Source organism: Nocardia sp. NPDC057440 (genome assembly GCF_042802915.1).
Classification (GTDB): domain Bacteria; phylum Actinomycetota; class Actinomycetes; order Mycobacteriales; family Mycobacteriaceae; genus Nocardia.
This window is the reverse complement of the sequence record NZ_JBHVDF010000001.1, coordinates 475,821-501,566: the sequence shown is the minus strand read 5'-3', so window position 1 is coordinate 501,566 and position 25,746 is coordinate 475,821. Positions and strand designations below refer to the sequence as shown.

4 protein-coding genes and 1 pseudogene are annotated in these 25,746 nt (G+C 67.3%); 4 read left to right on the top strand and 1 reads right to left on the bottom strand.

What is annotated here, in order from left to right; all coding sequences use genetic code 11:
* The first annotated feature begins 33 nt into the window (after positions 1-33).
* Positions 34-5,943 (top strand): amino acid adenylation domain-containing protein, encoded by a 5,910-nt coding sequence (locus ACFU4Z_RS02135; RefSeq protein WP_379058990.1) that lies wholly within the window; start codon positions 34-36, stop codon positions 5,941-5,943.
* A gap of 154 nt (positions 5,944-6,097) precedes the next feature.
* Here the strand turns inward: ACFU4Z_RS02135 and ACFU4Z_RS02130 are convergent, their stop codons facing one another.
* Positions 6,098-6,307: a hypothetical protein gene (locus ACFU4Z_RS02130; protein ID WP_379058988.1), complete on the bottom strand. Its 210-nt coding sequence runs from the start codon at positions 6,305-6,307 to the stop codon at positions 6,098-6,100.
* Positions 6,308-6,345: 38 nt separating this feature from the next.
* Between ACFU4Z_RS02130 and ACFU4Z_RS02125 the strand changes: the two genes are divergently transcribed.
* From ACFU4Z_RS02125 to ACFU4Z_RS02115, 3 genes and pseudogenes are all read left to right on the top strand, one after another.
* Positions 6,346-6,525 (top strand): hypothetical protein, encoded by a 180-nt coding sequence (locus ACFU4Z_RS02125; RefSeq protein ID WP_379058985.1) that lies wholly within the window; start codon positions 6,346-6,348, stop codon positions 6,523-6,525.
* A 162-nt stretch (positions 6,526-6,687) separates the two neighbouring features.
* A pseudogene (locus ACFU4Z_RS02120) lies at positions 6,688-17,940 on the top strand (amino acid adenylation domain-containing protein); the annotation flags it as partial.
* 357 nt (positions 17,941-18,297) lie between these two features.
* Positions 18,298-25,719 carry an amino acid adenylation domain-containing protein gene (locus ACFU4Z_RS02115; RefSeq protein WP_379058983.1) on the top strand — a complete coding sequence of 2,474 codons (7,422 nt, stop codon included), beginning with the start codon at positions 18,298-18,300 and terminating at the stop codon, positions 25,717-25,719.
* Positions 25,720-25,746 lie beyond the last annotated feature (27 nt).

Here is a 25,746-nt window from a genome sequence, read left to right as displayed (position 1 = left end):
TTCTGTGGCATACGCCCAGTTACTTGTGTTCTTGTGCAAAACAAGCGACAGGAAGAGTTCTGCAATGCTCGGTGTGTTCGGGAATGGGCGACTAGCCCCGCGGTACTGCCGTCGGGCGGTGACGGTGGCATGAGCTGCCCCACTCGCGTACGTCCCACCCGAACCCGCAAAGCCCGCGTCACAACGCTGCCGCAGCTGATGGCGACCGCCGTGGAGTCGAACCCCGGCGGTGTCGCGCTCGTCTTCGCCGATGCCACGACGACCCACGCGCAGCTGAGCTATGCAGAACTCGACGACCGGTCGACCCGACTGGCCCGACTGCTGATCGACCATGGGATCGGACCCGAAGATCTGGTCGTGGTGGGCATTCCGCGGTCGGTGGAGTCGGTGGTCGCGGTGTGGGCGATCGCCAAGAGCGGTGCGGGCTTCGTTCCCGTCGACCCGAACTATCCGGCCGATCGTGTCGCGCACATGGTCTCCGATTCCGGAGCTGTGCTCGGACTGACCGTGGCGTCGGCGCGCTCCGACCTGCCCGGCCAGGTCGAATGGCTGGAAATCGATACCCCGGAGCTCGGGCAGCTGCTGCGGCAATTTCCGGCGGATCCGGTCACCAACGCGGATCGGGCGCGCCAGTTGCGCGCCGAGCATCCCGCCTATGCGATCTACACATCGGGATCGACGGGCCTTCCGAAGGGCGTGGTCGTCACCCAGGCCGGCCTGTCGAGTTTCTGTGACGAGCAGCGCGAGCGGTATCGGGTGACGTCCGCGTCGCGGACGCTGCATTTCGCATCGCCGTCGTTCGACGCGTCGGTGCTGGAGTTGCTGCTTGCACTCGGTGGCGCCGCGACGATGGTGGTGGTTTCCCCAACCGTCTATGGCGGTGACGAGCTGGCCGAGTTGCTGCGCAGGGAGCGGGTGACGCACGGGTTCATCACCCCGGCGGCACTCGCCTCGCTCCCGCCCGAGGGACTCGACGAACTGCGTGTCGTGGTGGCGGGTGGTGAAGCGTGCCCGCCGGAGTTGGTGCGGCGCTGGGCCTTACCGATTCCCGGTGGAACTCGCGAGTTCTTCAATGGTTACGGTCCCACTGAGACCACCATCATGACCAACATCTCCGCGCCGATGACGCCCGGCGAGCCGGTGACGATCGGTGGGCCGATCCGCGCGATCACCGAGTTCGTGCTGGATGATCGGCTGGCTCCGGTCCCGGACCGGGTGCCAGGCGAGCTCTACATCTCCGGCGCACAGCTGGCTCGCGGATATCACGACCGGCCGGGGTTGACCGCTGTCCGGTTCGTCGCGGATCCCTTCGGCCCGCCCGGCTCTCGGCTCTACCGCACCGGTGACCTGGTCCGTTGGACCCCGGACCAGGAGTTGGAATACCTGGGGCGCAACGATTTCCAGGTAAAGATCCGTGGCTTCCGTATCGAACTCGGCGAGATCGACGCGATCTTGGCCGCCCATGAGACCACCGATTTCGCTGTCACCGTCGGTCACGAACTCGACAGCGGCAGCACGATTCTCGTGTCGTATGTGCATGGCGCGGACGGCATGTCCGCGGATCCGGTGCAGTTGACGGCGTTGGCCGAGCGGAGCCTGCCCGCCCATATGGTGCCGACCGTCATCATGGTGCTCGACGAGATTCCGCTGACGCCGGTCGGCAAGTTGGATCGCCGGGCGCTGCCCGCACCACAGTTGCGCACCAAGGTTTTCCGTGCCCCTTCGGATCCGTTCGAGACCGTGGTGGCGAGTATGTTCGCCGAGGTACTCGGTACCGACGAGCAGGTCGGCGCCGACGATGACTTCTTCGCGCTCGGCGGAAACTCGCTGATCGCGACCCAGCTGATGGCCCGTTTGGGCGCGGCGCTGGATACCCGCGTTCAGGCGCGCTGGCTGTTCGAGACGCCGACCGTCGCAGGACTGGCCGCCGTGCTGGCGGAGCATACGGGCTCCGGCGGACGTACCGCGCTGGTCGCCGGTCCACGGCCGGAGCGGATTCCCTTGTCGCTCGCGCAGCAGCGGATGTGGTTCCTGAACCGGTTCGATCCGGAGTCGACGGCCTACAACATTCCGATCGCGGTCCGCTTGCGTGGTGCGCTGGATACCCGAGCTCTCGCCGCGGCTGTCGCGGATCTCGTTGCCAGGCACGAGGTGTTGCGGACCATTTACCCGGAGACCGCGGACGGTCCGGTGCAGGCGATCCTGTCCGCGGAGCAGGCCGCGCCGCAGTTGGACGTCCAGGTGGTCGGCGCGCGGGAGATCGAGTCCGTGGTGGCGCAGTTCCTGTCGACGGTCTTCGATGTGACCGCCGAGGTGCCGTTGCGAGCCGGGTTGTTCCGGCTCGAGGAGTCCGATGGCGAATACGTCCTTGCGCTGGTTGTGCACCATATCGCGGGCGACGGGTCCTCGATCGGTCCGTTGACGCGTGATCTGATGACGGCGTACGCGGCGCGATCGGTGGACCTGGCGCCGGAGTGGGCGCCGCTCGCAGTGCAGTACGCGGACTTCAGCATCTGGCAGCGTGAACTACTGGGTGGCGAGGACGACGCGGAGTCGTTGGCGGCCAAGCAGATCGCGTACTGGCGGGGTGCGCTCGCGGAGCTGCCGGATCAGTTGGATCTGCCGACGGATAGGCCGCGGCCGGCGGTGCAGTCGTTCGCCGGCGGCAAGGTCGAGGTGCGAATCGACGCCGAAACGCACCAGGGCTTGGTGCAATTGGCGCGGGGCGAAGGCGCGACGCTGTTCATGGTCGTGCACACCGCACTCGCGTTGCTGTTGGCCCGTTTGTCCGGAACCGACGATATCGCGATCGGTACACCGATGGCGGGTCGTGGTGAGCGTGAACTCGACGACCTGATCGGCATGTTCGTCAACACCTTGGTGTTCCGCACCCGGATCGACGCGGACGAGTCGTTCACGGATTTACTCGCGCGCCAACGGGAATCGGATATCCAGGCGCTCGCGCATGCGGATGTGCCGTTCGAGCGCCTTGTCGAGGTGCTCAACCCGGTGCGCTCGACCGCGCGCCATCCGCTGTTCCAAGTGGGTCTGTCGTTCCAGAACCTGGCCAAGTCCGAACTGGAGCTGGCGGACCTGACGGTATCGGGTGTGGATTTCGATGCCGCGGTGTCGCAGTTCGATCTGCACTGGATCGTGGGCGACAGCTACGACGCGGAGGGAAATCCGGCCGGGATAGGTGGAGCCCTCACCTACGCCATCGGATTGTTCGACGAGTCGACGGCGCGTGACTTCGTCGAGCGGTTCCAGCGGTTGCTCAGTGCGATTATCGCCGAGCCGCGCGGCGCGGTCGGTGACATCGACATGCTCGACGCGGCCGAGCGGGTCGCGTTGGTGGTCGGCCGAAACGCCACCGAACATCCGGTGGATTCGGCGGCGACCTTGGTGTCGTTGCTGGACGCGACGACGACCGCCGCACCGGGCGCGGTGGCATTGGTCGGTGCCGACGGCAACTCGATGACCTACCGTGAGCTGGACTCGCGAGTGAATCGCCTTGCCAGGTACCTGATTTCACAGGGCGTCGGCCCGGATGCCAGGGTTGCTCTTGCCTTGCGCCGCTCGGTGGACCTTGTGGTCGCCATGTATGCGGTGGCACGGGCCGGTGGTGCGTATGTGCCGGTGGATCCGGATCAGCCTGCCGAGCGAACCGGCTATATCCTCGAAACTGCCCGGCCCGTGTGCGTGCTGACCAGCGCTGCCGAGGACTTCGTCGGCACGGTGGCACCTGTGGTGCGGATGGAAGCGCTCGAGCAGGCAGGTATTTCGGACGCGCCGATCGCCGATGCGGAGCGCGTCGCGCCGGTGGATCCGCGGCACACCGCGTATGTGATTTTCACGTCCGGTTCGACCGGGCGTCCCAAGGGCGTCGCGGTCTCACACGGTGCCATTGCCAACCAGTTGCTCTGGAAGGCAGCAGAATTCGGGCTCGGTCCGGGTGACGCCATGCTGTTGAAGACGGCCGCGACATTCGACCTTTCGGTGTGGGAGTTCTGGTCGGCGACCGTGTGTGGCGGCAGGCTGGTCATCGCCGCGCCGGACGGGCATCGCGACCCGGCCTACCTGAATGACCTGATGGCGCGCGAATCGATCACGACACTGCATGTGGTGCCGTCGATGCTCGACGCGCTGTTGGACGGCCGCCTGCCCTTCACACTGCGCCGGGTGCTGGCCATCGGGGAGGCGCTGCCCCGCGCGCTCGCGCAACGCTTCCTGCGCACCTATCCGGTGAAGGACCTGTTCAACCTCTATGGTCCGACCGAGGCGGCGGTGTCCATCGCCAGCCATCGGGTGACCGCCGCCGACACGGTGTCGGTGCCGATCGGTCTGCCCGAGTGGAACAGCCAAATCTATGTGCTCGATGCGCGACTGCGGCCCGTCCCGCCCGGCGTCGCCGGGGAGTTGTACCTCGCGGGCGCGCAACTGGCCCGCGGCTACTTCGGCCGACCGGATCTGACCGCGGATCGGTTCGTGGCCAACCCCTTCGGATCGGGCAGCCGCATGTATCGGACCGGTGACCTGGTGGTCTGGAATACCGACGGCGTGTTGGAGTACCGGGGCCGCACCGACTTCCAGGTGAAGGTCCGTGGTTTCCGTATCGAGCTGGGTGAGATCGAGGCCGCGCTTGCGGTGCTGCCGTCACTCGCTCAGACCGTCGTACTCGCGAAGTCCGACACCAAGACCGGTGATCGCCTGGTGGCCTATCTGGTGCCTGCCGATCTTGCCGAGGGTGTCGATGTGGCCGAGGTGAGGTCCGCGCTCAGTGCTGCCCTGCCGTCCTACATGGTCCCCGACGCTTTCGTGGTGCTGGACGCATTGCCGCTGAATATGAACGGCAAGCTGGATCGAAAGGCGTTGCCGGAGCCGGAGACCACCGTGCGCGTCTATCGGGCACCGGTCACCGAGTGGGAAACACTCGCCTGTCATGCGTTCGCCGAGGTGCTCGGTGTCGAGCGAATCGGCTTGGATGACAACTTCTTCGAGCTCGGTGGCAATTCGCTGGTCGCCACCAAGTTGGCCGCACGGCTGGGTGCGGCACTGGCCCAACAGGTTCCGGTGATGCTGTTGTTCACCGGACCCACCCCGGCGGAACTGGTTGCCCAGTTGCAAGCACGCGGAGTCGGCCGGCTCGATGTCGGCGCCGCGTTCGATGTGATGCTGCCGCTGCGTCGATCCGGCACGGCCGCGCCGCTGTTCTGTGTCCATCCGATCGGTGGCATCGCCTGGTCGTTCGCGGGCTTGGCGGCTCATCTCGATCAGAACCGGCCGATCTACGGTTTACAGTCGCCGGTACTCGGTTCGGATGAGGCGCTACCGGATTCGATCGACGACTGGGCGCGCCGCTACGTCAAGGAAGTCCGCGCGGTACAGCCCGACGGGCCCTATCACCTGCTCGGCTGGTCGCTGGGTGGCGTGCTCGCGCACGCCATGGCGGTGCAGCTGCAGAGCGAAGGCCAGCAGGTCGCGCTGCTCGCGATGATGGACAGCCATCTGGTTGCGACGCATGGTGCGACGGCGGCCGTGCCGATTGCCGAACTGCTCGGCGGACTGCTCGGCGGCCAGGCGACCGATCTGAGCCTCGGCGCGGATGTGGACGTGACCGAGCTCGCGCGGCGACTTGCCGACCTGCCCGAGCCGTTCGCCTCGTTCGGAGCCGAGCGGATCGCCCGGGTGCTGGAGGCCGGTATTCGCTCGGCGACCTTCATCGGTGCATACCGTGCGCGACCATTCGTCGGTGATGTCGTGTACTTCACCGCCGCCCACGATGACGCGACCGGCAGTGCGGGTGCCGGGACATGGGTCGAGGCGGTATCGGGCGCTGTGCACAACTACCCGGTGCAGTCCACGCACTGGCGCATGACGACCGATTCCGCGCTGACCGAGATCGGCGCGGTCTTGGGTGCGGTCTTGCCTCGCTCCGCGGTCTAGACGAGCGCCTGGGCGAGAGTCTGAACCATCGAATAGTCAGAAAATCTGCCATTGCGACACGCGGGGCCGGCCCTGGAGCGATAATGTAAGTTACCGGGGAGTAACACAGCGTGCGCACATTCGATGGAGGTGAAACCGAGACGGCGCCGCTCGCTCAGCCTGGCGTGAGCCAGGCGGTGGCACTGGTGGTGTCGTCGGTCACCGGCGCAGTCGGTCGGCTTTGTGGTGCCGCGGCCGGGTCGGCAGACCGAGCAGCACCCGTACCGGCCTGACCGTCGAGTCCCGCACCTTCCTTCCAGCGCGGACGGCCGGACTCACCTGTCGTGCCGCTCGAGGCGGTCGCGGCGGGAGCCTCGCTGGTCATTGTTCGCGACGCCGCCGATCCGGCGACGTCGCTGGCCGATGAAATGGTTGACCCACCTGCTTGCCGATCGCGCGACCCTCGACGCGATGGATATGACCTTGCCGGCGGATCTCCAGACCGTCGTGCTCGATGCGGGGTCGACGGTCGCGTCGGTAGCTGTGCCGGGGTCGGTCGCGCTCGTCTTGCTCGATGAGCTACTGACGTCCGGGAGCCGGTAACGAACCCGCGTTCGTAATCGGTATCTGCTGTTGTGGGGTACGCCCCGCGTCACGTGTTCTTGCGTTTACAAGCGGTTGGGAAAGTTCTGCGATGTTCGATGTGTTGGGGGATTGGCCGGTGGCCCAGCGTTGCTGTGATCGAACGGTGACGCAAGCATGAGCCGCCCCACTCGCGTTCGTCCTACCCGAACCCGCAAAGTCCGCGTCACAACATTGCCGCAGCTCATGGCGACCGCGGTGGAGTCGAACCCCGGCGGCGTCGCGCTCGTTCTCGCCGACGCCACCACGACTTTCGCACAGCTGAGCTACGCCGAACTCGACAACCGATCCAACCGGCTGGCCAGACTGCTGATCGACCACGGCGTCGGGCCGGAGAACTTGGTCGCCGTGGGTATTCCGCGGTCGGTGGAGTCGGTGGTCGCGGTGTGGGCGATCGCCAAGTGCGGCGCCGGGTTTGTTCCCGTCGACCCGAACTATCCTGCCGATCGTGTCGCGCACATGGTGTCGGATTCCGGAGCTGTGCTCGGACTGACCGTGGCGTCGGTGCGCGCGGACCTCCCCGACCGGGTCGAGTGGCTGGAAATCGACACCGCCGAGCTGGGGCAGCTGCTGGGGGAGTACCCGGCGGATCCGGTCACCAATGCCGACCGGGTACGGCCATTGCGTGCTGAGCACCCCGCCTACGCGATCTATACCTCCGGATCGACGGGCACGCCGAAGGGCGTGATCGTCACACAGGCGGGGCTGTCGAGTTTCTGCGATGAGCAGCGTGAGCGCTATCGGGTGACTGCCGCATCGCGGACTCTGCACTTCGCGTCGCCTTCCTTCGACGCGTCGGTGCTGGAATTGTTGCTGGCGCTCGGCGGGGCCGCGACGATGGTCGTGGTGTCGCCGACCGTATACGGCGGTGACGAGCTGGCCGAGCTCTTGCGCCGGGAGCGAGTGACGCATGGGTTCATCACCCCGTCCGTCCTTGCTTCGCTGCCACCCGAGGGACTCGATGAGTTGCGGGTTGTGGTGGCCGGTGGCGAGGCATGCCCGCCAGAGCTGGTGCGGCGCTGGGTGTTACCGATATCCACGGGAACTCGCGAGTTCTTCAATGGTTACGGGCCTACCGAGACCACCATCATGGTCAATATCAGCGCACCGATGACCCCGGGCGCGCCGGTGACCATCGGCAGCCCGATTCGGGCGATCACCGAATACGCGTTGGACGCGCAGCTGACGCCGGTACCGGACCGAGTGGCCGGCGAACTCTATGTCTCCGGGGCGCAGCTGGCCCGCGGATATCACGATCGGCCAGGGCTGACGGCAACCCGGTTTGTGGCCGATCCGTTCGGCTCGCCCGGCTCTCGGCTCTATCGCACCGGCGACCTGGTCCGCTGGACCGCGGATCAGGAGCTGGAGTATCTGGGGCGCAACGACTTCCAGGTGAAGATCCGCGGCTTCCGGATCGAGCTCGGCGAGATCGACGCGGTCCTCGCCGAACACGAGACCGTCGATTTCGCCGTGACCATCGGGCACCAACTGGAGAACGCAGGCACGATCCTCGTGTCGTATGTGCATGCCGCGAACGGTGTGCCGGTGGATCCGGCGGAGCTGACGGCGCTGGCCGAGCGCCGCCTGCCCGCGCATATGGTGCCGACCACCATCATGGTGCTCGATGAGATTCCGCTGACGCCGGTCGGCAAGCTGGATCGGGGGGCACTGCCCACGCCGCAGTTGCGTACCAAGGTTTTCCGCGCCCCGTCGGGGGCGGTCGAGACGTTGGTCGCCGATACTTTCGCCGAACTGCTCGGTACCGACGCCGAGGTCGGCGCCGATGACGATTTCTTCGCACTCGGCGGCAACTCACTGATCGCCACGCAGCTGACGGCCCGCTTGGGGGCGGCCCTGGATACTCGCGTTCGGGCGCGCTGGCTGTTCGAGACGCCGACCGTCGCCGGGCTGGCCGCCACGCTGGCCGAGCACGCGGGTTCCGGCGGCCGCGCCGCGCTGGTAGCCGGTCCGCGGCCGGAGCGTATTCCACTGTCGCTCGCCCAGCAGCGGATGTGGTTCCTGAACCAATTCGATACCGCGTCCGCGGCATACAACATTCCGATCGCCGTGCGACTGTCCGGCGATCTGGATCTCGCCGCGCTGCAACAGGCCGTCGCGGATGTCGTGGCCCGTCACGAGGTGCTGCGCACGGTCTACCCGGCACATGACGGCATCGCGTACCAATCGGTTCTGCCGCCCGGGCAGGCGGTGCCGGACGTCTCCCCGGAGCGGGTCGATGCCGCCGCGTTGCGCGAACGGATCGGCGGGCTGGTTGTCGCGGGCTTCGATGTGACCACCGAGGTTCCGTTGCGCGCCAAGCTGTTCCGGGTCGATGGTGTCGATGCGGAAGACGAATATGTGCTGGTGCTCGTCGCGCATCACATCAGTGCCGACGGCTGGTCGATGGGACCATTGACCCGCGACTTGATGCTGGCGTATGCGGCACGCAGTGGTGGCGATGCGCCGGCATGGGCTCCCCTGCCGGTGCAGTACGCGGATTTCGCATTGTGGCAGCGGGCTGTGCTCGGTTCCGAATCCGATCCGGAATCGCTTGCCGGACAGCAGTTGTCGTACTGGACGCAGGCGTTGGCCGGGCTGGCGGATGAACTGAACCTGCCGTCGGACCGGCCGCGTCCCGCGGTGCAGTCCTTCGCCGGTGGCCGCATCGATTTCGTGATCGATGCCGAGCGGCACGCGGCGTTGGTACAGCTGGCGAAGGAGCACAACGCCACGCTGTTCATGGTGATGCACGCCGCGCTCGCGGTGCTGCTCGCGCGATTGTCGGGTACGGACGATATCGCCATCGGCACTCCGGTGGCCGGTCGTGGCGAGGCCGAGCTCGACGACGTGATCGGCATGTTCGTCAACACCCTTGTACTGCGCACCGAGGTGGCCGGGCAGCTGAGTTTCACCGAGTTGCTCGCCCGGACAAGGGAAGCCGACCTGCAGGCCTTCGCGCATGCCGATCTGCCGTTCGAGCGGTTGGTCGATGTGCTGAGTCCGGAGCGCTCCTCGGCGCGGCAGCCGCTGTTCCAGGTGATGCTGTCGTTCCAGAACCTGCCCGATGCCGATTTCGAGCTCCCCGGGTTGCGGATCGGCGCGGTGGATTTCGAGGTCGACACCGCGAAATTCGATCTGTCGCTGACCATTCAGGCGACGACGGGCGCCGATGGCGGGATGGCGGCCTCGCTGTCGTTCGCCGAGGATCTGTTCGACGCCGCCACCGTCGCCGGTTTCGTCGAGCGATTCACCCGGGTGCTCGCGGCGATCACCGGTAGTCCCGACGCGCCGGTCGGCGATCTGCCGGTGCTGGCCCAGGACGAGTACGAGATGCTCACCCGGGTGCATCCGGTCGATGTCACGGGCGCGGACCTGCTGCCGGATATCTTGACCCGTGGTGTGCGATCGGGCGCCGACCGCATCGCGGTGCGGTATCAAGGACGGTCGATCAGTTACGGCGAATTGGACGAGCACACTTCGCGATTGGCGCGGGTGCTGATCGATCGCGGCGTCGGTCCCGACCAGCTGGTTGTGCTGTGCTGCCCGCGCTCCTACGAGACGGTCGCGGCCATGATGGCGGTAGCGAAAGCCGGTGGCGCGTGGGTGCCGGTCGACCCGACGCATCCGCGGGATCGGGTGCGATACATGGTCACCGATTCCACCGCGGTTGTCGGCGTCACCTTCGCCGAATATGTCGATGATCTGCCCGACGACGTGGAGTGGCTGGTTCTCGACGATCCGGAGCTCGAGCAGCTGTGCGCGGCGCAATCCGCGGCCCCGGTCACCGATGCCGATCGGCTGTCGCCGTTGCACATTCGGCACCCCGCCTACGTGATCTACACGTCCGGCTCGACGGGACGCCCCAAGGGTGTCGTGGTCACCCATACCGGCCTCACCAGCCTGCTCGACTACGCGATCGAACTGCACCGGTTCGGGCCGCAGCATCGAATGCTGCACGTGCGCACCACCATTGCCGACCCTTCGGTGCTGGAATGGATGTGCGCCTTCGCCACCGGCGCGACCTTGGTGATCGTGCCGTCGACCATTATCGGTGGACCCGACCTCAGTGAACTGATCCGTGTCGAGCGCGCGACACACACGATCATCACCCCGGCGGTGCTCGGCACCTTGGATCCGACCGGGATGGACGACCTGGTTGTCGTCGATGTCGGCGGAGATGTCACGACAACGGAACTGGTCGACAAATGGCAGCCGGGCCGCAGGTATCTCAACGCCTATGGTCCGACCGAATCCACCATCACCTGCTCCTACGGTGATCTGGTCGCCGGGCGGCCGGTGACCATCGGACCGCCGGTGCCGGGGACCTCTGCCCTGGTACTCGACGGCAGGCTCAATCCGGTCCCGCCGGGTGTGGTCGGCGAGTTGTATCTGGCCGGCGCCGGACTGGCCCGCGGCTACAACAATCGCGCTGAGCTGACTTCGGAGCGCTTTACCGCCAATCCGTGGGGCGAGCCGGGATCCAGGATGTACCGGACCGGTGACCTGGTGCGCCGGGTGCCCGAGCTGACCGGTCCGGCCGGTTGGACACTGGAGTATCTGGGGCGCACCGACTTCCAGGTGAAGATCCGCGGTTTCCGCATCGAGCTCGGTGAGATCGACGCGGTGCTCGGCAGCCATGACGACGTCGAATACGTGGTCACGATGGGTCGTGAGACCGCAGCGGGCGCACAGATTTTGGTGTCGTATGTGCTGGCGGTGCCCGGTCGCGTGGTCGATACGGCGCGCCTCACCGAGTTCGCCGCGCGCAGTCTCGCGCCGTACATGGTGCCCGCGGCGATCGTGGTGCTCGACGAGGTCCCGTTGACTCCGATCGGCAAGCTGGATCGTAAGGCGTTGCCGGAGCCGGAGTTCAAGGTGACGGTGTCGCGTGAACCCGTCGGCGAGGTGGAGTCGCGGCTCGCCGGGTTGTTCGCCCAGGTGCTCGGTGTGGATCGGGTCGGTGTCGACGATTCGTTCTTCGCGGTCGGTGGCGACAGCATCATGTCGATTCAGTTGGTGTCGCGGGCCAAGGCGGCCGGAATCGTGTTCACCCCGCGTGATGTGTTCGAGCAGAAGACGGTGGCCCAGCTGGCCAGGGTCGCGGTGAACGTGGGGGACATCGCCCGGGTGGAGTTGGCCGAGCTGCCCGGTGGTGGTGTCGGTGAGGTCCCGTTGACGCCGGTGGTGGCCGCTTCGCTCGCGGCCGGTTCGTTCGGCCGGTTCGCCCAGGCCATGGTGCTCGGGCTGCCTGCGGATATCGATCACGCGGGTGTGGTCGCGACTGTCGGCGCGGTGCTCGATCATCACGACGTGCTGCGCTCGCGCGTAGCGCAGGTCGATGGACATTGGCGCTTCGAGGTGCAGGCTCACGGCGCCGTCGACGCGGCCGCGCTGGTGCGCGAAGTCGAGGTACCCGCCGGTGTCGACGACGCAGAGCTGAACCGAATCGGCAGCGTCGCTATGGATTCCGCGCTCGCCGCGCTGGATCCCGCCTCGGGCGTGATGCTGGCGTTGCGGTGGTTGCGCAGGCCGGACGCACGTGACGCGCTGATCGTCGCGGCTCATCACGATGTGATCGACGGTGTGTCGTGGCGCATTCTGATCCCGGATCTGGTGCTGGCCTGGGTTCAGCGTGCGGCCGGGCAGCCTATCGCGCTGCCCGCCACCGGCACGTCGTTCCGGCGCTGGGCGCACGGTCTGGTCGAGGAGGCCGCGGGCGCCATTCGGATCGGTGAGCTCGACTACTGGCGCGGCTTGCTGGCGGCATCGGATCCGCTGCTCGGCGTCCGCGCCCTCGACCCTGCGGTGGACACCCATGCGACGGTGCGCCAGTTCTCGGTCCAGGTACCGGCCGAGGTGACCGAGGCGGTGTTGACCACCGTGCCCGCGCTGTATCGGGGTGGCGTCAACGACGGTTTGCTCGCGGCGCTCGCTCTCGCGGTGCGTTCATGGCGAGCCAGGCGCGGCATCGACGCACCGGTCACTCGGGTGCGGTTGGAAGGACACGGCCGCGAGGAGGATGCGGTCCCCGGTGCGGATCTGACGCGCACCGTCGGCTGGTTCACCAGTCTCTATCCCGTGGCGGTCGATCTGTCCGGTGTCGACATCGATGCGGCCAACGCCGGCGGGGCAGCGACGGCGGCCATGCTGAAGTCGGTGAAGGAGCAGCTGCTCACGGTGCCGGACAAGGGCATCGGCTTCGGTATGCTGCGCCATCTCAATCCCGACACCGCCGCCGCACTGGCCGGCGATCTCGGGCAGATCGGGTTCAACTACCTGGGGCGGGTCTCCACGGGCGGGGTGCCCGAGGGGCTGGCCGATGCGGGCTGGCTGCCGACCGGCGATCTGGGCAGTCTCGGCGCGGACCAGGATCCCGCCATGCCCGCCGCCGCGGTGGTGGACATCAACGCGATTGTGACCGACACGGACGCGGGCCCGCTGATGAATGTCGTGTTCCAGTACGCCGGTGAGATTCTCGACGAGGCGGCGGTGCGCGAGCTGGCCGATGATTGGCTTGCCGCGCTGAGCGCGGTGGCTCGGCATGTGGCGGATCCGGCGGCCGGTGGTCTCACGCCGTCGGATGTGCCGCTGGTGCGAGTTTCCCAGGCGGAGTTGGACATGTGGCAGCGGGAGCATCCCGGTCTGGTGGATGTATTGCCGCTGTCACCGCTGCAGTCCGGGTTGCTCTTCCTGATGGATCTGCTGGCCGGTTCGGTGGATGCCTACGTCACGCAATTGGCGGTCGAGCTGTCCGGCGATCTCGATCTGGATCGGATGCGTCGTGCTGCGCAGGCGATGCTGGACCGGCACGCGAATCTGCGGGCCGCCTTCGTACCCGCCGCGGACGGCACCCAGGTGCAACTGATCGCCGACGGCGTCCAGGTGCCGTGGCGGATTGTCGATGAGGTTCCAGATGCCGCTCTGACGTCGATGATGGCGGCCGATCGACGGCTCGGATTCGAACCGGCGACAGCGCCGCTGTTGCGATTCACGGTGTACCGCACCGAAACCGGGCGTACCCACCTGGTGCTGACTTCGCATCATATTCTGCTGGATGGCTGGTCGACGCCGCTGCTGATGAAAGACCTCATGGTCTTCTACGCGACGCACGGTGATGCGTCGTTGCTGCCGCGGGTACGGCCCTATCGCGATTACCTGGCCTGGCTGTCAGCGCAGGATCGGGAACTCACCGTGCGGGCCTGGGGCGCGGCGATGGACGGGGCGGAGCCGACCCTGCTCGCCCCGGCGCTGCCGTCGCCACCGGCTTCGGCGGCCGGCTTCGGCACCAACACCTTCGAGCTGTCCTCAGCAGAGCTGACGGCGTTCGCCGCCGCGGCCGAGGTCACCGCCAACACGGTGGTACAGGCCGCATGGGCGCTGGTGCTCGCTGGCATCACCGACCGCGACGATGTGGTGTTCGGCGCCGCTGTTTCCGGGCGGCCGCCGCAATTGGACGGTGTCGACGACATGGTCGGACTGTTCGTGAACACCATCCCGGTCCGGGTCCGCGTCGATCCGCGGATGACGGTGCACGAGCTGCTGGGCAGGCTGCAGGGCGAGCAGGTCGCGCTGCTGGATCATCACTACCTCGGATTGGCCGATGTCCAGCGCGCCATCGGTGTCGGCGAATTGTTCGACACACTGGTTGCTTTCCAGTCCTACCCTGTCGATGCCGACGGATTGCAGCAGGCGGGCAGCAATATCGACGGCCTCGCGGTCGCGGGGTTGCAGTCGGCCGAGTTCACGCACTACCCGTTCTCCGTGCAGGTCGAGATGGGCGCCCAGATTCATGTGAAGGTGATGCACCGGCGCGACACCGTGACCGATGCGGTGGCGCGCGACATCGTGGAACGATTGCGGATACTGATCACCGAATTGATCGCGGCGCCGCAGCGCAGCATCGCGGCGACGAACTCGGTGCTCGACGCCGCGCACACCGATCTGATCACGCAGGCCAAGTACTGGCGCGGCGCACTCGCCGAGCTGCCGGATGAGCTGAATCTGCCCGCGGATCGGCGACGTCCCGCAGTCCGATCGGCCATGGTCGGGCAGGTGCTTTTCGAGGTCGAGGATTCCGTGTACCGGGGACTTCAGGCCATGGCCCGCGAGCGGGAGACGACGATCTTCACCGTTGTGCACACCGCGCTCGCGGTGTTCCTCGCGCGCATGTCGGCCTCCGGCGATATCGTCGTCGGGTCGCAGGCCACAGGTCGAGCCGTAACCGAATCAGGCGAAGCCACAGGCGCATTCGTCAATACGGTGGTGCTGCGCACCCTGGTGCGCGGCAACGCCACGTTCGCCGAACTGCTCGCGCAGGCGCACGCCGCGGAACTGGATGCGTTCGCGCACGCCGATATTCCGTTCGATCAGCTGGTCGATCTGCTGAACCCGCAGCGCTCGCCGGCTCGGCACCCGCTGTTCCAAGTGGCGCTGTCGGTCGACACCGATGCGGGGGTCGATACCGAAAAGCTCGATCTGGCACTGAACATCCGCCGGACGGACGAGGGCGTGCACGCGGCGTTCGCCTATGCACGCGACTTGTTCGACGAGGACACGGTGCGGGTGTTCGCGCAGCGATTCGTCCGATTGCTTGACACGATTCTCGCCCGGCCGGATGCGCCGGTCGGTGATGTGTCCCTGCTGGCTGAATCCGAATACGAATACCTGACTCGGGTGCGGCCCGGCCAGTCGATGGCCGGTGCGAGTCCTGCCGGGACCGAGCGAGCACGGCCGGCCACCATGCCGGAGCTGATGGCGGCCGCGGTGCGCGCGAACCCCCTCGGTACCGCCGTCGTCTTCGCCGATGCGACGACGACCTCGGCGCAGCTGACCTACGCCGAACTCGACACCAGGTCGACCCGGCTCGCGCGGTCGCTGATCGACCGCGGGATCGGTCCCGAAGATCTTGTGGTGGTAGGAATTCCGCGGTCGGTGGAGTCCGTGCTCGCGGTGTGGGCGGTGGCCAAGACCGGTGCGGGATTCGTGCCGGTCGACCCGAATTATCCGGCCGAGCGGATCGCGCACACGGTGTCGGACTGCGGTGCGGTGCTCGGACTCAGCGTCGCTTCGGTCCGCGACGACCTGCCGGACCAGATCGAATGGCTGGATATCGAGGCGCAGGGATTCGACGCCGCTGGGGCGGAGCATCCGGACGCGCCGATTACCGACGACGACCGCGTGCGGCCGCTGCGCGGCGAGCATCCGGCCTACGTGATCTACACATCAGGGTCGACAGGCACGCCGAAAGGCGTGACGGTCACCCAAGCCGGGCTGGCGGGCTTCTGCGAGGAGCAGCGCGTTCGGTACCGGGTGACCGATACCTCGCGCACCCTGCATTTCGCGTCACCCGCTTTCGACGCGTCGGTGCTGGAGCTGCTCCTGGCACTCGGCGGCGCGGCAACGATGGTGGTGGTCTCGCCCGCGGTCTACGGCGGTGGCGAACTGGCGGCGCTGTTGGGCCGTGAGCGGGTGACGCACGCGTTCGTCACCCCGGCAGCCCTTGCCTCGGTGGATCCGACCGGCCTCGACGACCTGCGTGCCGTGGTTGCCGGCGGTGAGGCATGCCCGCCGGATCTGGTCCGGCGTTGGGCCTTGCCGATCGGGCAGCGGGGCGCCCGCGAGTTCTTCAATGGCTACGGGCCGACCGAGACCACGATCATGACGAACATCAGCGCCCCGATGGTGCCGGGCGCGCCGGTGACGATCGGCGGCCCGATCCGCGAGATCGGCGAGTATGTTCTCGACGAGCGGCTGCGGCCGGTGCCCGATGGCGTGATCGGCGAGCTCTACATCGCCGGGGCACAGCTGGCGCGCGGCTATCACGCACGCCCTGGGCTGAGCGCCGGACGGTTCATTCCCAATCCGTTCGGCACCAGTGGTTCTCGCATATACCGCACCGGCGACCTGGTGCGGTGGACTGCGGACGGCGAACTGGAATACGTGGGGCGCAATGACTTCCAGGTGAAGATTCGCGGTTTCCGCATCGAGCTCGGCGAGATCGATGCGGTGCTCAGCGCACACCAGAACGTCGACTTCGCGGCGACCATCGGCCACGAACTCGACAACGGCACAACGATTCTGGCCGCTTATGTGCATGTGGTCGGCGCGGCCGAAGTCGATGCCGACGAGTTGACCGCGTTCGCGCAGCAGCGGCTGCCCGCGCACATGGTCCCGACCACCATTACCGTGCTCGACCGTATTCCGTTGACGCCGGTCGGCAAGCTGGACCGTCGTGCGCTGCCCGAACCGGTATTCGCGGCGCGGACGTTCCGCGCGCCGTCGACGCCGGTCGAGAAGATCGTCGCGCGGACGTTCGCCGAGGCGCTCGGTCTTACCGAGAGCACCGACGGTAGCGCGGCGGATGGTCGAATCGGGTTGGACGACAACTTCTTCGAGCGTGGCGGAAACTCATTGGTCGCGACGAAACTGGTGCGCCTGCTGAGCACGGCGCTCGGCGAACGTATTCCGGTCATGTGGGTGTTCAACGCGCCTACTCCGGCGGAGCTGGCCACCGAGGTGGAACGGCGCCGCGGCGGCCAGGTCGCCGACGATTCCGCGTTCGAGGTGTTGCTGCCGTTGCGGCAGTCGGGATCGCTGGAGCCACTGTTCTGCATTCATCCGGTCGGCGGTCTGTCCTGGTCGTTCGCTGGTCTGGCCGCGCACGTCGATCGGGAGCGGCCGATCTACGGGTTGCAGTCACCCTCGCTCGGCTCCGATGAAGCACTGCCGGATTCGATCGAAGATTGGGCGCGGCGCTACATCAAGGAGATTCGTTCGGTGCAGCCGCAGGGGCCGTACCACGTGTTGGGCTGGTCGCTCGGTGGTGTCATCGCACACGCCATCGCTGTGCAGCTCCAGGACGAGGGCGAGCAGGTCGGGCTGCTGGCGATGATGGACAGCTTCTTGGCCACCGCCATCGACGGCGAGGCCGTCGAAGCCGACACCGCGCCCGAGCCGCTGCCGATCGCCGAGTTGGTCGGTGGATTGTTCGGCGATGTCGACCTCGACCTCGGTGCGGAGATCGACGTGGCAAGGCTTGCCGAGCAGTTGGCAGGACTGCCGGAGCCGTTCGCCTCGTTCGGCCCCGAGCGGATTACCCGAGTGGTCGACGCGAGTATTCGATCGGCGGCCCTCATGTACGAGTACCGGGCCCGCCCCTTCCACGGTGACCTCGTCTACTTCACCGCGGCCCACGATGCGCCGGTCGGTATGGCCGGAGCCGCGACCTGGGTCGCAGCGGTCGATGGCACTGTGCACGACTTCGCGGTGGCGCAAACACACTGGCGGATGACGGCGGGCCCGGCGCTCGCCCGCATCGGATCGGTACTGGCCGAGGTGTGGGCAGGTTCGCGCGATAGTGCTGGCGCTGTCGAATAACACCTGGTAACAGGTGATAGTCGACGCCGGTCGGGATCGAGTCGGAAGTGGCCGACTCGATCCCGGCCGACACCGCGCTCAACCGGATCGCTAAGGTGCTGACCGCGACGTGGCGGCCACAACGACATTCTGAGTCATCGGCTAGTCGGAACATTCGCAGGCGATTCGTGTCATCCCGGTGCCCGGGTTGAATGAAAGCTACTTGCGCGTAACACTGTGGGCGCGCCTACCCGCGGCGCACGCCTACACTGAGCTCGTTGCGCGGGCGCATTCGCCCAGAACGACGACCTCGAAGTGGGGCTTTGGAGATAGTTCGGCCGCGCGGCCCGGCTTGACGCGAGAGGTGAATGCACTCGAATGGATACTGCTCGGCGTTCTGTTCGCGTCAACCGCCGTCGGCGGTCAGGGGCGCCGCTTCTCGGGCAGCTGCTGACCGCAGCGGTCGAGTCGGCGGCGGATACGGCGGCGATCCGGTTCAATCCGACCGGTGATCCGGCCGATCAGCGTGAGGTCACCTACCGCGAGCTGGACGAGGCTTCCTCACGTCTCGCGCGTGAGTTGATCGATCGCGGCGCGGGCCCGGGAGACCTGGTGGCGATCGCCATCACCCGCTCGGTGGAATCGGTGCTCGCGGTCTGGGCTGTCGCGAAGACCGGGGCCGCGTACGTGCCGGTCGATCCGGCCTATCCCGCGGACCGGATCGCGCACATCCTGTCCGACTCGCAGGTCCTTTTCGGACTCACCACGCAGGCGCATCGCGCCGGCCTCGGGCGATCGGTGTACTGGATCGAACTCGACGATCCGGTGGTCGCCGAACGCTTCGCCGCTCGGCCCGCGCATCCGATCTCCTACACCGATCGGGTCCGGCCGCTCATCGACAAGCATCCGGCCTACGTCATCTACACCTCGGGATCGACCGGACTGCCCAAGGGCGTCGTCGTCACCCACACCGGGCTTTCCGGCCTGGTCATCGCGCAGTGCGAGCGCTACGCGGTGACCGGCGAATCCCGGGTCACGCAGCTGAGTTCGCCGAGCTTCGACTTCTCGCTGATGGAGATGCTGTTCACCTTCTTCTCGGGCGCCACGCTCGTCATCGTGCCGCCGAAGGTGTTCGGCGGCGCGGACCTTGCCGAGCTCGTCCGCCGCGAGCGGATCACCCATCTGCTGATCACGCCGGGCGCACTGGAGACGGTCGAACCCACCGGCCTCGACGAGCTGCGCGTCGTCGTGGTGGGTGGCGACCGGGTCCATCCCGAACTCGTCGGACGCTGGGCGACCGGCGACCGCGAGATGTTCAACGCCTACGGTCCGACCGAGGCCACGGTCATGGTCACCACCAGCGCGCCGATGCGGCCGCGCTCGGAAGTCACCATCGGCGAAGCCATCCCCGGAGTCGCCGCGTTCGTGCTGGATTCGCGGTTGCTCCCGGTGCCCGCGGGCGTGATCGGCGAGCTATACCTCTCCGGGGCCGCGCTGGCGCAGGGCTATCTCGGGCGGCCCGCGCTGACCGCGGACCGGTTCGTCGCCAGTCCCTTCGGCGCCGACACCGGCCGCGAGGGCGCCAGGCTCTACCGCACCGGCGACCTGGTCCGGCGGCACGAATCCGATGGCGTCCTCGAATATCTCGGCCGCTGTGACTTCCAGGTGAAGATCGGCGGCTTGCGAGTCGAACTCGGTGAGATCGACAGTGTGCTGACCAGCTATCCCGGCATCGATTTCGCCGCGACCGTCGGCACCGCGCTCCCGTCGGGCGCGACGGCGCTGGTCGCCTACGTGCTCCCACATCCCGGCGTCATCGTCGATACCGCCGAGGTCGCGGACTTCGCTGGTAAATCGTTGCCCGACTATATGATTCCCAGCGTCGTCGTGGTGCTCGACGAAATTCCGCTCACCCCGGCGGGGAAGCTGGACCGGGCCGCGCTGCCCGAACCGGAGTTCGCGACCGAACAATTCCGCACACCCGCCACCCGGACCGAGCAGATCGTCGCCGACGTCTTCGCGGCGCTGCTGGTGGCGGGCGCCACCGACACCGGTGGCCGGGTCGGCGTGGATGACGACTTCTTCGCGCTGGGCGGAAACTCGGTGCTCGCGGCGCAGGCGGTGGCGCGCATCGGCAACGCACTGGACGCGCGAGTGCCGGTGCACATGCTTTTCGAGGTGTCTTCGGTTGCCGGGCTTGCCGAGCGGGTGCAGCGGCTGGCCGACGACGGCGGTCCGGCGCTCGGCTCGCTGCCGCGACCCGATCGGATTCCGCTGTCGTTCGCGCAGCGGCGGATGTGGTTCCTGAACCGCTTCGACCGGGCGAGCGCGACCGACCACATTCCCGTCGTAGTGCGGCTGTCGGGCCTGCTCGATGTCGACGCGCTGCGCGCTGCGGTGCGCGATGTGGTCGAGCGGCACGAGTCGCTGCGCACGATCTATCCCGATATCGACGGCGAAGGCTGCCAGGTCGTGCTGCCGGTCGAGGATGCGCGGGCGGTTCCCGAGCTCGAGCAACAGCAGGTCGCCGAGATCGATCTGACCCGCTTCGTCACCGCGGCCATCCTCGATGGATTCGATGTGACGACCGAACCTCCGGTGCGGGTGCGGCTGTTGCAGACCAGCGAAGCCGAACACGTGCTGGTGTGCGTTGTCCACCACATCGCGGGCGACGGCTTCTCGCTGGCTCCGCTGACCAGGGACCTGATGGCCGCGTACGTGACTCGTACCCGGGGTGGCCGTCCGGACTGGCAGCCGCCGGCCGTGCAGTACCCCGATTACACGATCTGGCAGCGGGCGATTCTGGGCAGCGAGGACGACGCGAATTCCCTATCGGCCCGGCAGATTGCCTATTGGCAGCACGAATTGGCCGGTCTTCCAGGCCAATTGGAGTTGCCGGTGGACCGGCCGCGTCCCGTGGTCGCGACCAACAATGGCGCGGTCCTCGCCTTCGATCTCGATGCCGAGGTGCATCAGCTGTTGCGCGATGTTGCGCAGCAGCACAATTCGACGCTGTTCATGGTGGTGCACGCCGCGCTCGCGGTGCTGCTCGCGCGGTTGTCGGGCACCAGGGACATCGCGATCGGCACGCCGGTCGCCGGTCGTAGTGCGGAGGCACTCGACGATCTGATCGGCATGTTCGTCAATACCCTTGTGCTGCGCGCCGATGTCGACCCCGGCAGCACCTTCGAGCAGCTGCTTCGCGCGGTGCGGCAGACCGATGTGCAAGCCTTCGGCCACGCCGACGTGCCGTTCGAGCGACTGGTCGAGTTGCTCGATCCGGTCCGTTCCACCGCGCGGCATCCGCTGTTCCAGGTGATGCTGACCTTCCAGAACCTGGCACGGCCGGAGCTGGAACTTCCCGGCCTGTCTGTGTCGGGCGTGGAGATGGCGCTGCCGCGCGCCAAGTTCGACCTGCAGCTGGAAGTCGCCGAGAACATCGATGCCGACGGTGCCGCACACGGTATTTCGGCGTTGTTCACCTATGCGACGGACTTGTTCGACGCCGCTACCGTGCACGACTTCGCCGACCGCTTCGGCAAGATCCTCGCCGCGGTGGCCGCCGATTCCGCCGTCGTCGTCGGCGACATCGACGTGTACGCACCCGGTGAGCGCGAACTGGTGCTCCACGCATGGAACACCCCCGGCGTGCGGGTGCCCGAGGTGACCTTGGTCGACCTCATCGCCGCTCAGGTGCGACAGCGGCCCGACGCCGTCGCCGTGCGTTGCGGGGACGCCGCACTGACCTTCGGCGAGCTGCAGCGCCGTGCCAACCAGGTGGCGCGGGCCTTGATAGCTCGCGGCGCAGGACCGGAAACACTTGTCGCCGTGGCGGTTTCACGGACCGAGGAGCTACCGGTCGCCCTGCTCGGGGTGCTCACGACCGGGGCTGCGTACCTGCCCATCGATACCGCCTACCCGGTGCAGCGGCTGGAGTACATACTCGCCGACGCCGCACCGGTGTGCGTGCTCAGCACCGCGAGTGAACGGGATGCCGTGCCCCCCGGCGATATTCCGTTCGTGCTGCTGGAGCAAACGTCCGAATTCGCCGACGGCAGGATCATCGATGCCCATCGCATCGCGCCGCTGCGCCCGGACAATCTGGCCTACGTCATTTACACGTCCGGCTCGACGGGCGAGCCGAAGGGCGTCGGCGTCGCGCACCGCAATGTCCTCGAGTTGTTCGCCAACACCCAGCTGCTTCTCGAATTCGACGAAACCGATGTGTGGACGCTGTTCCATTCCTTCGCCTTCGACTTCTCGGTGTGGGAGTTGTGGTGTGCGCTGGCCAACGGCGGCAGCGTGGTGATGGTCGACCACTTCACCGCACGCGCTCCGGAACAGTTCCGGGAGTTGCTGATTCGCGAACGCGTCACCGTGCTGAATCAGACGCCCTCGGCGTTCTACCAGTTGGCCGAGGCCGATCGCGCGGCGCATTCCGCCGGTGCGGGCACGCTGGCGCTGCGCTACGTGATATTCGGCGGCGAGGCACTGGATCTGCGCCAGCTGCAACCCTGGTACGAGCGGCACGCGATGAACGAGCCGTGGCTGGTGAACATGTACGGCATCACCGAAACCACGGTGCACGTGTCGTTCCTGTCGCTGGACGAGCGACACATCCACAACGCCGCGAGTGTGATCGGCCGTGCTCTGCCCGGTCTGGACGCCTTCGTGCTGGACAATCGGTTGCATCCCGCCCCGGTCGGGGTGGCCGGGGAGATCTATGTCGCGGGCGGTCAGCTGTCGCGGGGGTATCTCGGCAGGCCGGGACTCGCGGCGACCCGTTTCGTCGCAAATCCGTTCGGCGCGCCGGGATCTCGGATGTACCGCAGCGGCGACATCGGCCGCTGGGTCGGTTTCGGTGGCGAGGCGAGCCTGGAGTACGCGGGGCGCAGCGATCAGCAGGTGCAGTTGCGCGGCTTCCGCATCGAGCTCGGCGAGATCGAGTCCGCGCTGTTGCGCTGTCCCGGAGTGAGCCGGGCCGCGGTGGTCGTCCATTCGGATGAATACGCGGGCGATCGGCTCATCGGCTATGTCGTCCCCGCGGCGCCCGAGGGCGGGCGGCTCTCCCGGCTCGATCCGACCGAACTGCGCAGTCAGGTGGCCGAATTCCTGACCGGCTACATGGTGCCCGACGCGTTCGAGATCATCGAGGCGCTGCCGCTCACGCCCAATGGCAAGCTCGATCGAAGGGCGCTGCCCGCGCCGGCATTCCTCAGCGCCACCAGCTTCCGTGCGCCGGGCTCACCGATCGAACAGGCCGTCGCGGAGGTGTTCGCCGGGCTGCTCGGCGTCGCCGAGGTGGGGCTGGATGACGACTTCTTCCTGCTCGGCGGCAACTCGCTGCTGGCGACCAAGGCTGTCGCCAGGATCAACGAGGCGCTGCACGCGAACATCGTGGTGCGAGAGTTGTTCGAGGCGAGCACCGTCGGCACGCTCGCGGCGCGCATCGTGCCCGGCGCCGCGGCAGCCGCCGAAGCGAGGTCGCCGCTGGTGCGCATGACTCGGCCGGATCGGATTCCGCTGTCGCTGGCCCAGCAGCGGATGTGGGTGCTGAACCGGGTCGATCCGAACTCGCTCGCCTACAACATCCCGATGGCGATCCGGCTGACCGGCGCACTCGATGTCGCCGCGCTGCGCTACGCCATCGCGGACGTGCTCGAACGGCACGAGTCGCTGCGCACCCGCTACCCGACCGACGGGCCTGGCGGGACCGCGTTCCAGGAGATCCTGCCGGTCGACGAGGTACTTCCCGGCGGCCTCGCGGTGGAGGTCACCACCGACCCGGTCGCCAGGCTCACCGAGATGATGTCCACCGGATTCGATGTGACAGCACAGGTTCCGGTGCGAGTGCTGTTGCTGAACGTCACCGCGGCGGTGCGCCGCGCGGGGTCGGCGGAGGTGCACCTGCTGGTTCTCGTCGTGCATCACATCACCGCCGATGGCACGTCGATGGCGCCGTTGTCACGGGATCTGATGACCGCCTATCTCGCACACATCCACGGCAATTCGCCCGGTTGGCAGCCGCTGGAGGTGCAGTACGCGGACTTCGCGATCTGGCAGCGCGAGGTCATCGGAGCCGATGACGACGAGAACTCGGTTGCCGCACGGCAATTGGCGTACTGGCGCGAGCAGCTGGATGGATTTTCCGGCGCACTGGAACTTCCGGTGGACCGGCCGCGGCCCGCTACGCCGTCCATGCGTGGCGCATCGACCGCGATCCGGGTGCCTGCCGCAGTGCACGAAGGACTCGTGCGTATTGCGCGCGAACAGCATTCGACGCTGTTCATGGTCGTGCACGCGGCGCTGGCCGTGCTTCTCGCCCGGCTGTCGGGCAGCTCCGACATCGCGGTCGGCACCCCGTTCGCCGGGCGCGCCGAGCGCGCTCTCGACGATCTGGTCGGCATGTTCGTCAATTCGCTGACGCTGCGTACCGCGGTGCCGTCCGGGATCGGCTTCGCCGCGCTGGTCGATCAGGTCAGGGAGACCGATCTTTCGGCATTCGCCAACGCGGACATCCCGTTCGAGCGGGTGGTCGAGGAGACCGTGCTCGCGCGCGCGGCAGGGCATCATCCGCTGTTCCAGGTGGCGCTGTCGTTCGAGGACACCGAGCCGCCGTCGCTGGAACTGCCGGGACTGACGGTGACCGGACTGGACGCGGGCACGGTGACCGCGAAGTTCGATCTCCAGTTGATCGTCGAGCCGCGCCATCGCGGCGACGGATCGCCCGAGGAGATGGTCGCGGTATTCGCCTACGCGACGGATATTTTCGACCACGCTACGGTGCAGGCCTTCGGGCGGCGCTTCGAGCGGATACTTTCCGCAGTCGTCGCCGACCCGCAGGTGTGCGTCGGTGACATCGACATTCTCGATGCGCAGGAGCGCAGTCGAGCGCAGGCCGTGCCCACCGCGGCCGCGGCGGGCACCGAGAACTCCGCGTCCACCGCGCGGATCGCGCCGACCCAATTGCTGGCTGTCGCGGTGGAATCCGATCCGTTCGGGCCTGCGGTGGTGTCCGGCGAAGCCGTACTGTCCTACCAGGACCTCGATGCCGGATCGTCGCGACTGGCCCGGGTACTGATCGGGCACGGCTGCGGACCCGGCACCGGCGTCGCGGTGCGACTCGACCGCAGCGCCGACGTGGCGACCACCATCTGGGCCGTGCTGAAGGCGGGCGCCGCCCTGGTTCCGCTGCGGGCGGTGGACTCGGCGCTGCCGGGCGAGCTCGCGCTGAAGGTCGGCATCAGCTCGGCGAGCGGTATCACGCGTCGTGGGTCGGTGCCGACCAGCGGTATCGACTGGCTCATCCTCGACGATCCCGCGGTGATCGCCGAAATCGACCTTCAATCATCCAAACCCGTCACCTATGCGAATCGAACAAGGACGCTGCGGGGTGATGATCCGGCGATCATGCTTCCCGACACCGGCGCGACGTTGACCTACGACGAATTGGCGACCGCGGCGGAACGGCTGGTCGCCCGCGCCGGGCTCACTTTCGAATCCCGTACTTTCCGGCACGGTCGCCCCGAGACGATGGCCGCGCTGCTGGAGGTGATCGCTACGGGCGCGGTGGGCGCCTCGGTGGTCACACCGGGACGAGAGCAACTCCATTTGCCCGAGGTGCTTGCCGACGAATGGGTCACCCACCTCTTCACCGACGCCGCCGGTCTGGCAGCCGTCGAAGTCGGCGAACCCGCGGATCTGCAGGTTGTGGTGCTCGACGACGGTGCTGCCCGACCGATGCTGATCGCGGGCGATAGCGTCGAGGTGCTCGCTCTGCCGGATCTGCTCCGGCAGTAGGGCCCCAATCTTCGTCCTCGCCCCCAT

Coding starts and splice junctions, on each gene's coding strand:
- ACFU4Z_RS02130 (WP_379058988.1), bottom strand. CDS start 6,307: ATGACCAGCGAGGCTCCCGCCGCGACCGCCTCGAGCGGCACGACAGGT.
- ACFU4Z_RS02125 (WP_379058985.1), top strand. CDS start 6,346: ATGAAATGGTTGACCCACCTGCTTGCCGATCGCGCGACCCTCGACGCG.
- ACFU4Z_RS02115 (WP_379058983.1), top strand. CDS start 18,298: ATGGATACTGCTCGGCGTTCTGTTCGCGTCAACCGCCGTCGGCGGTCA.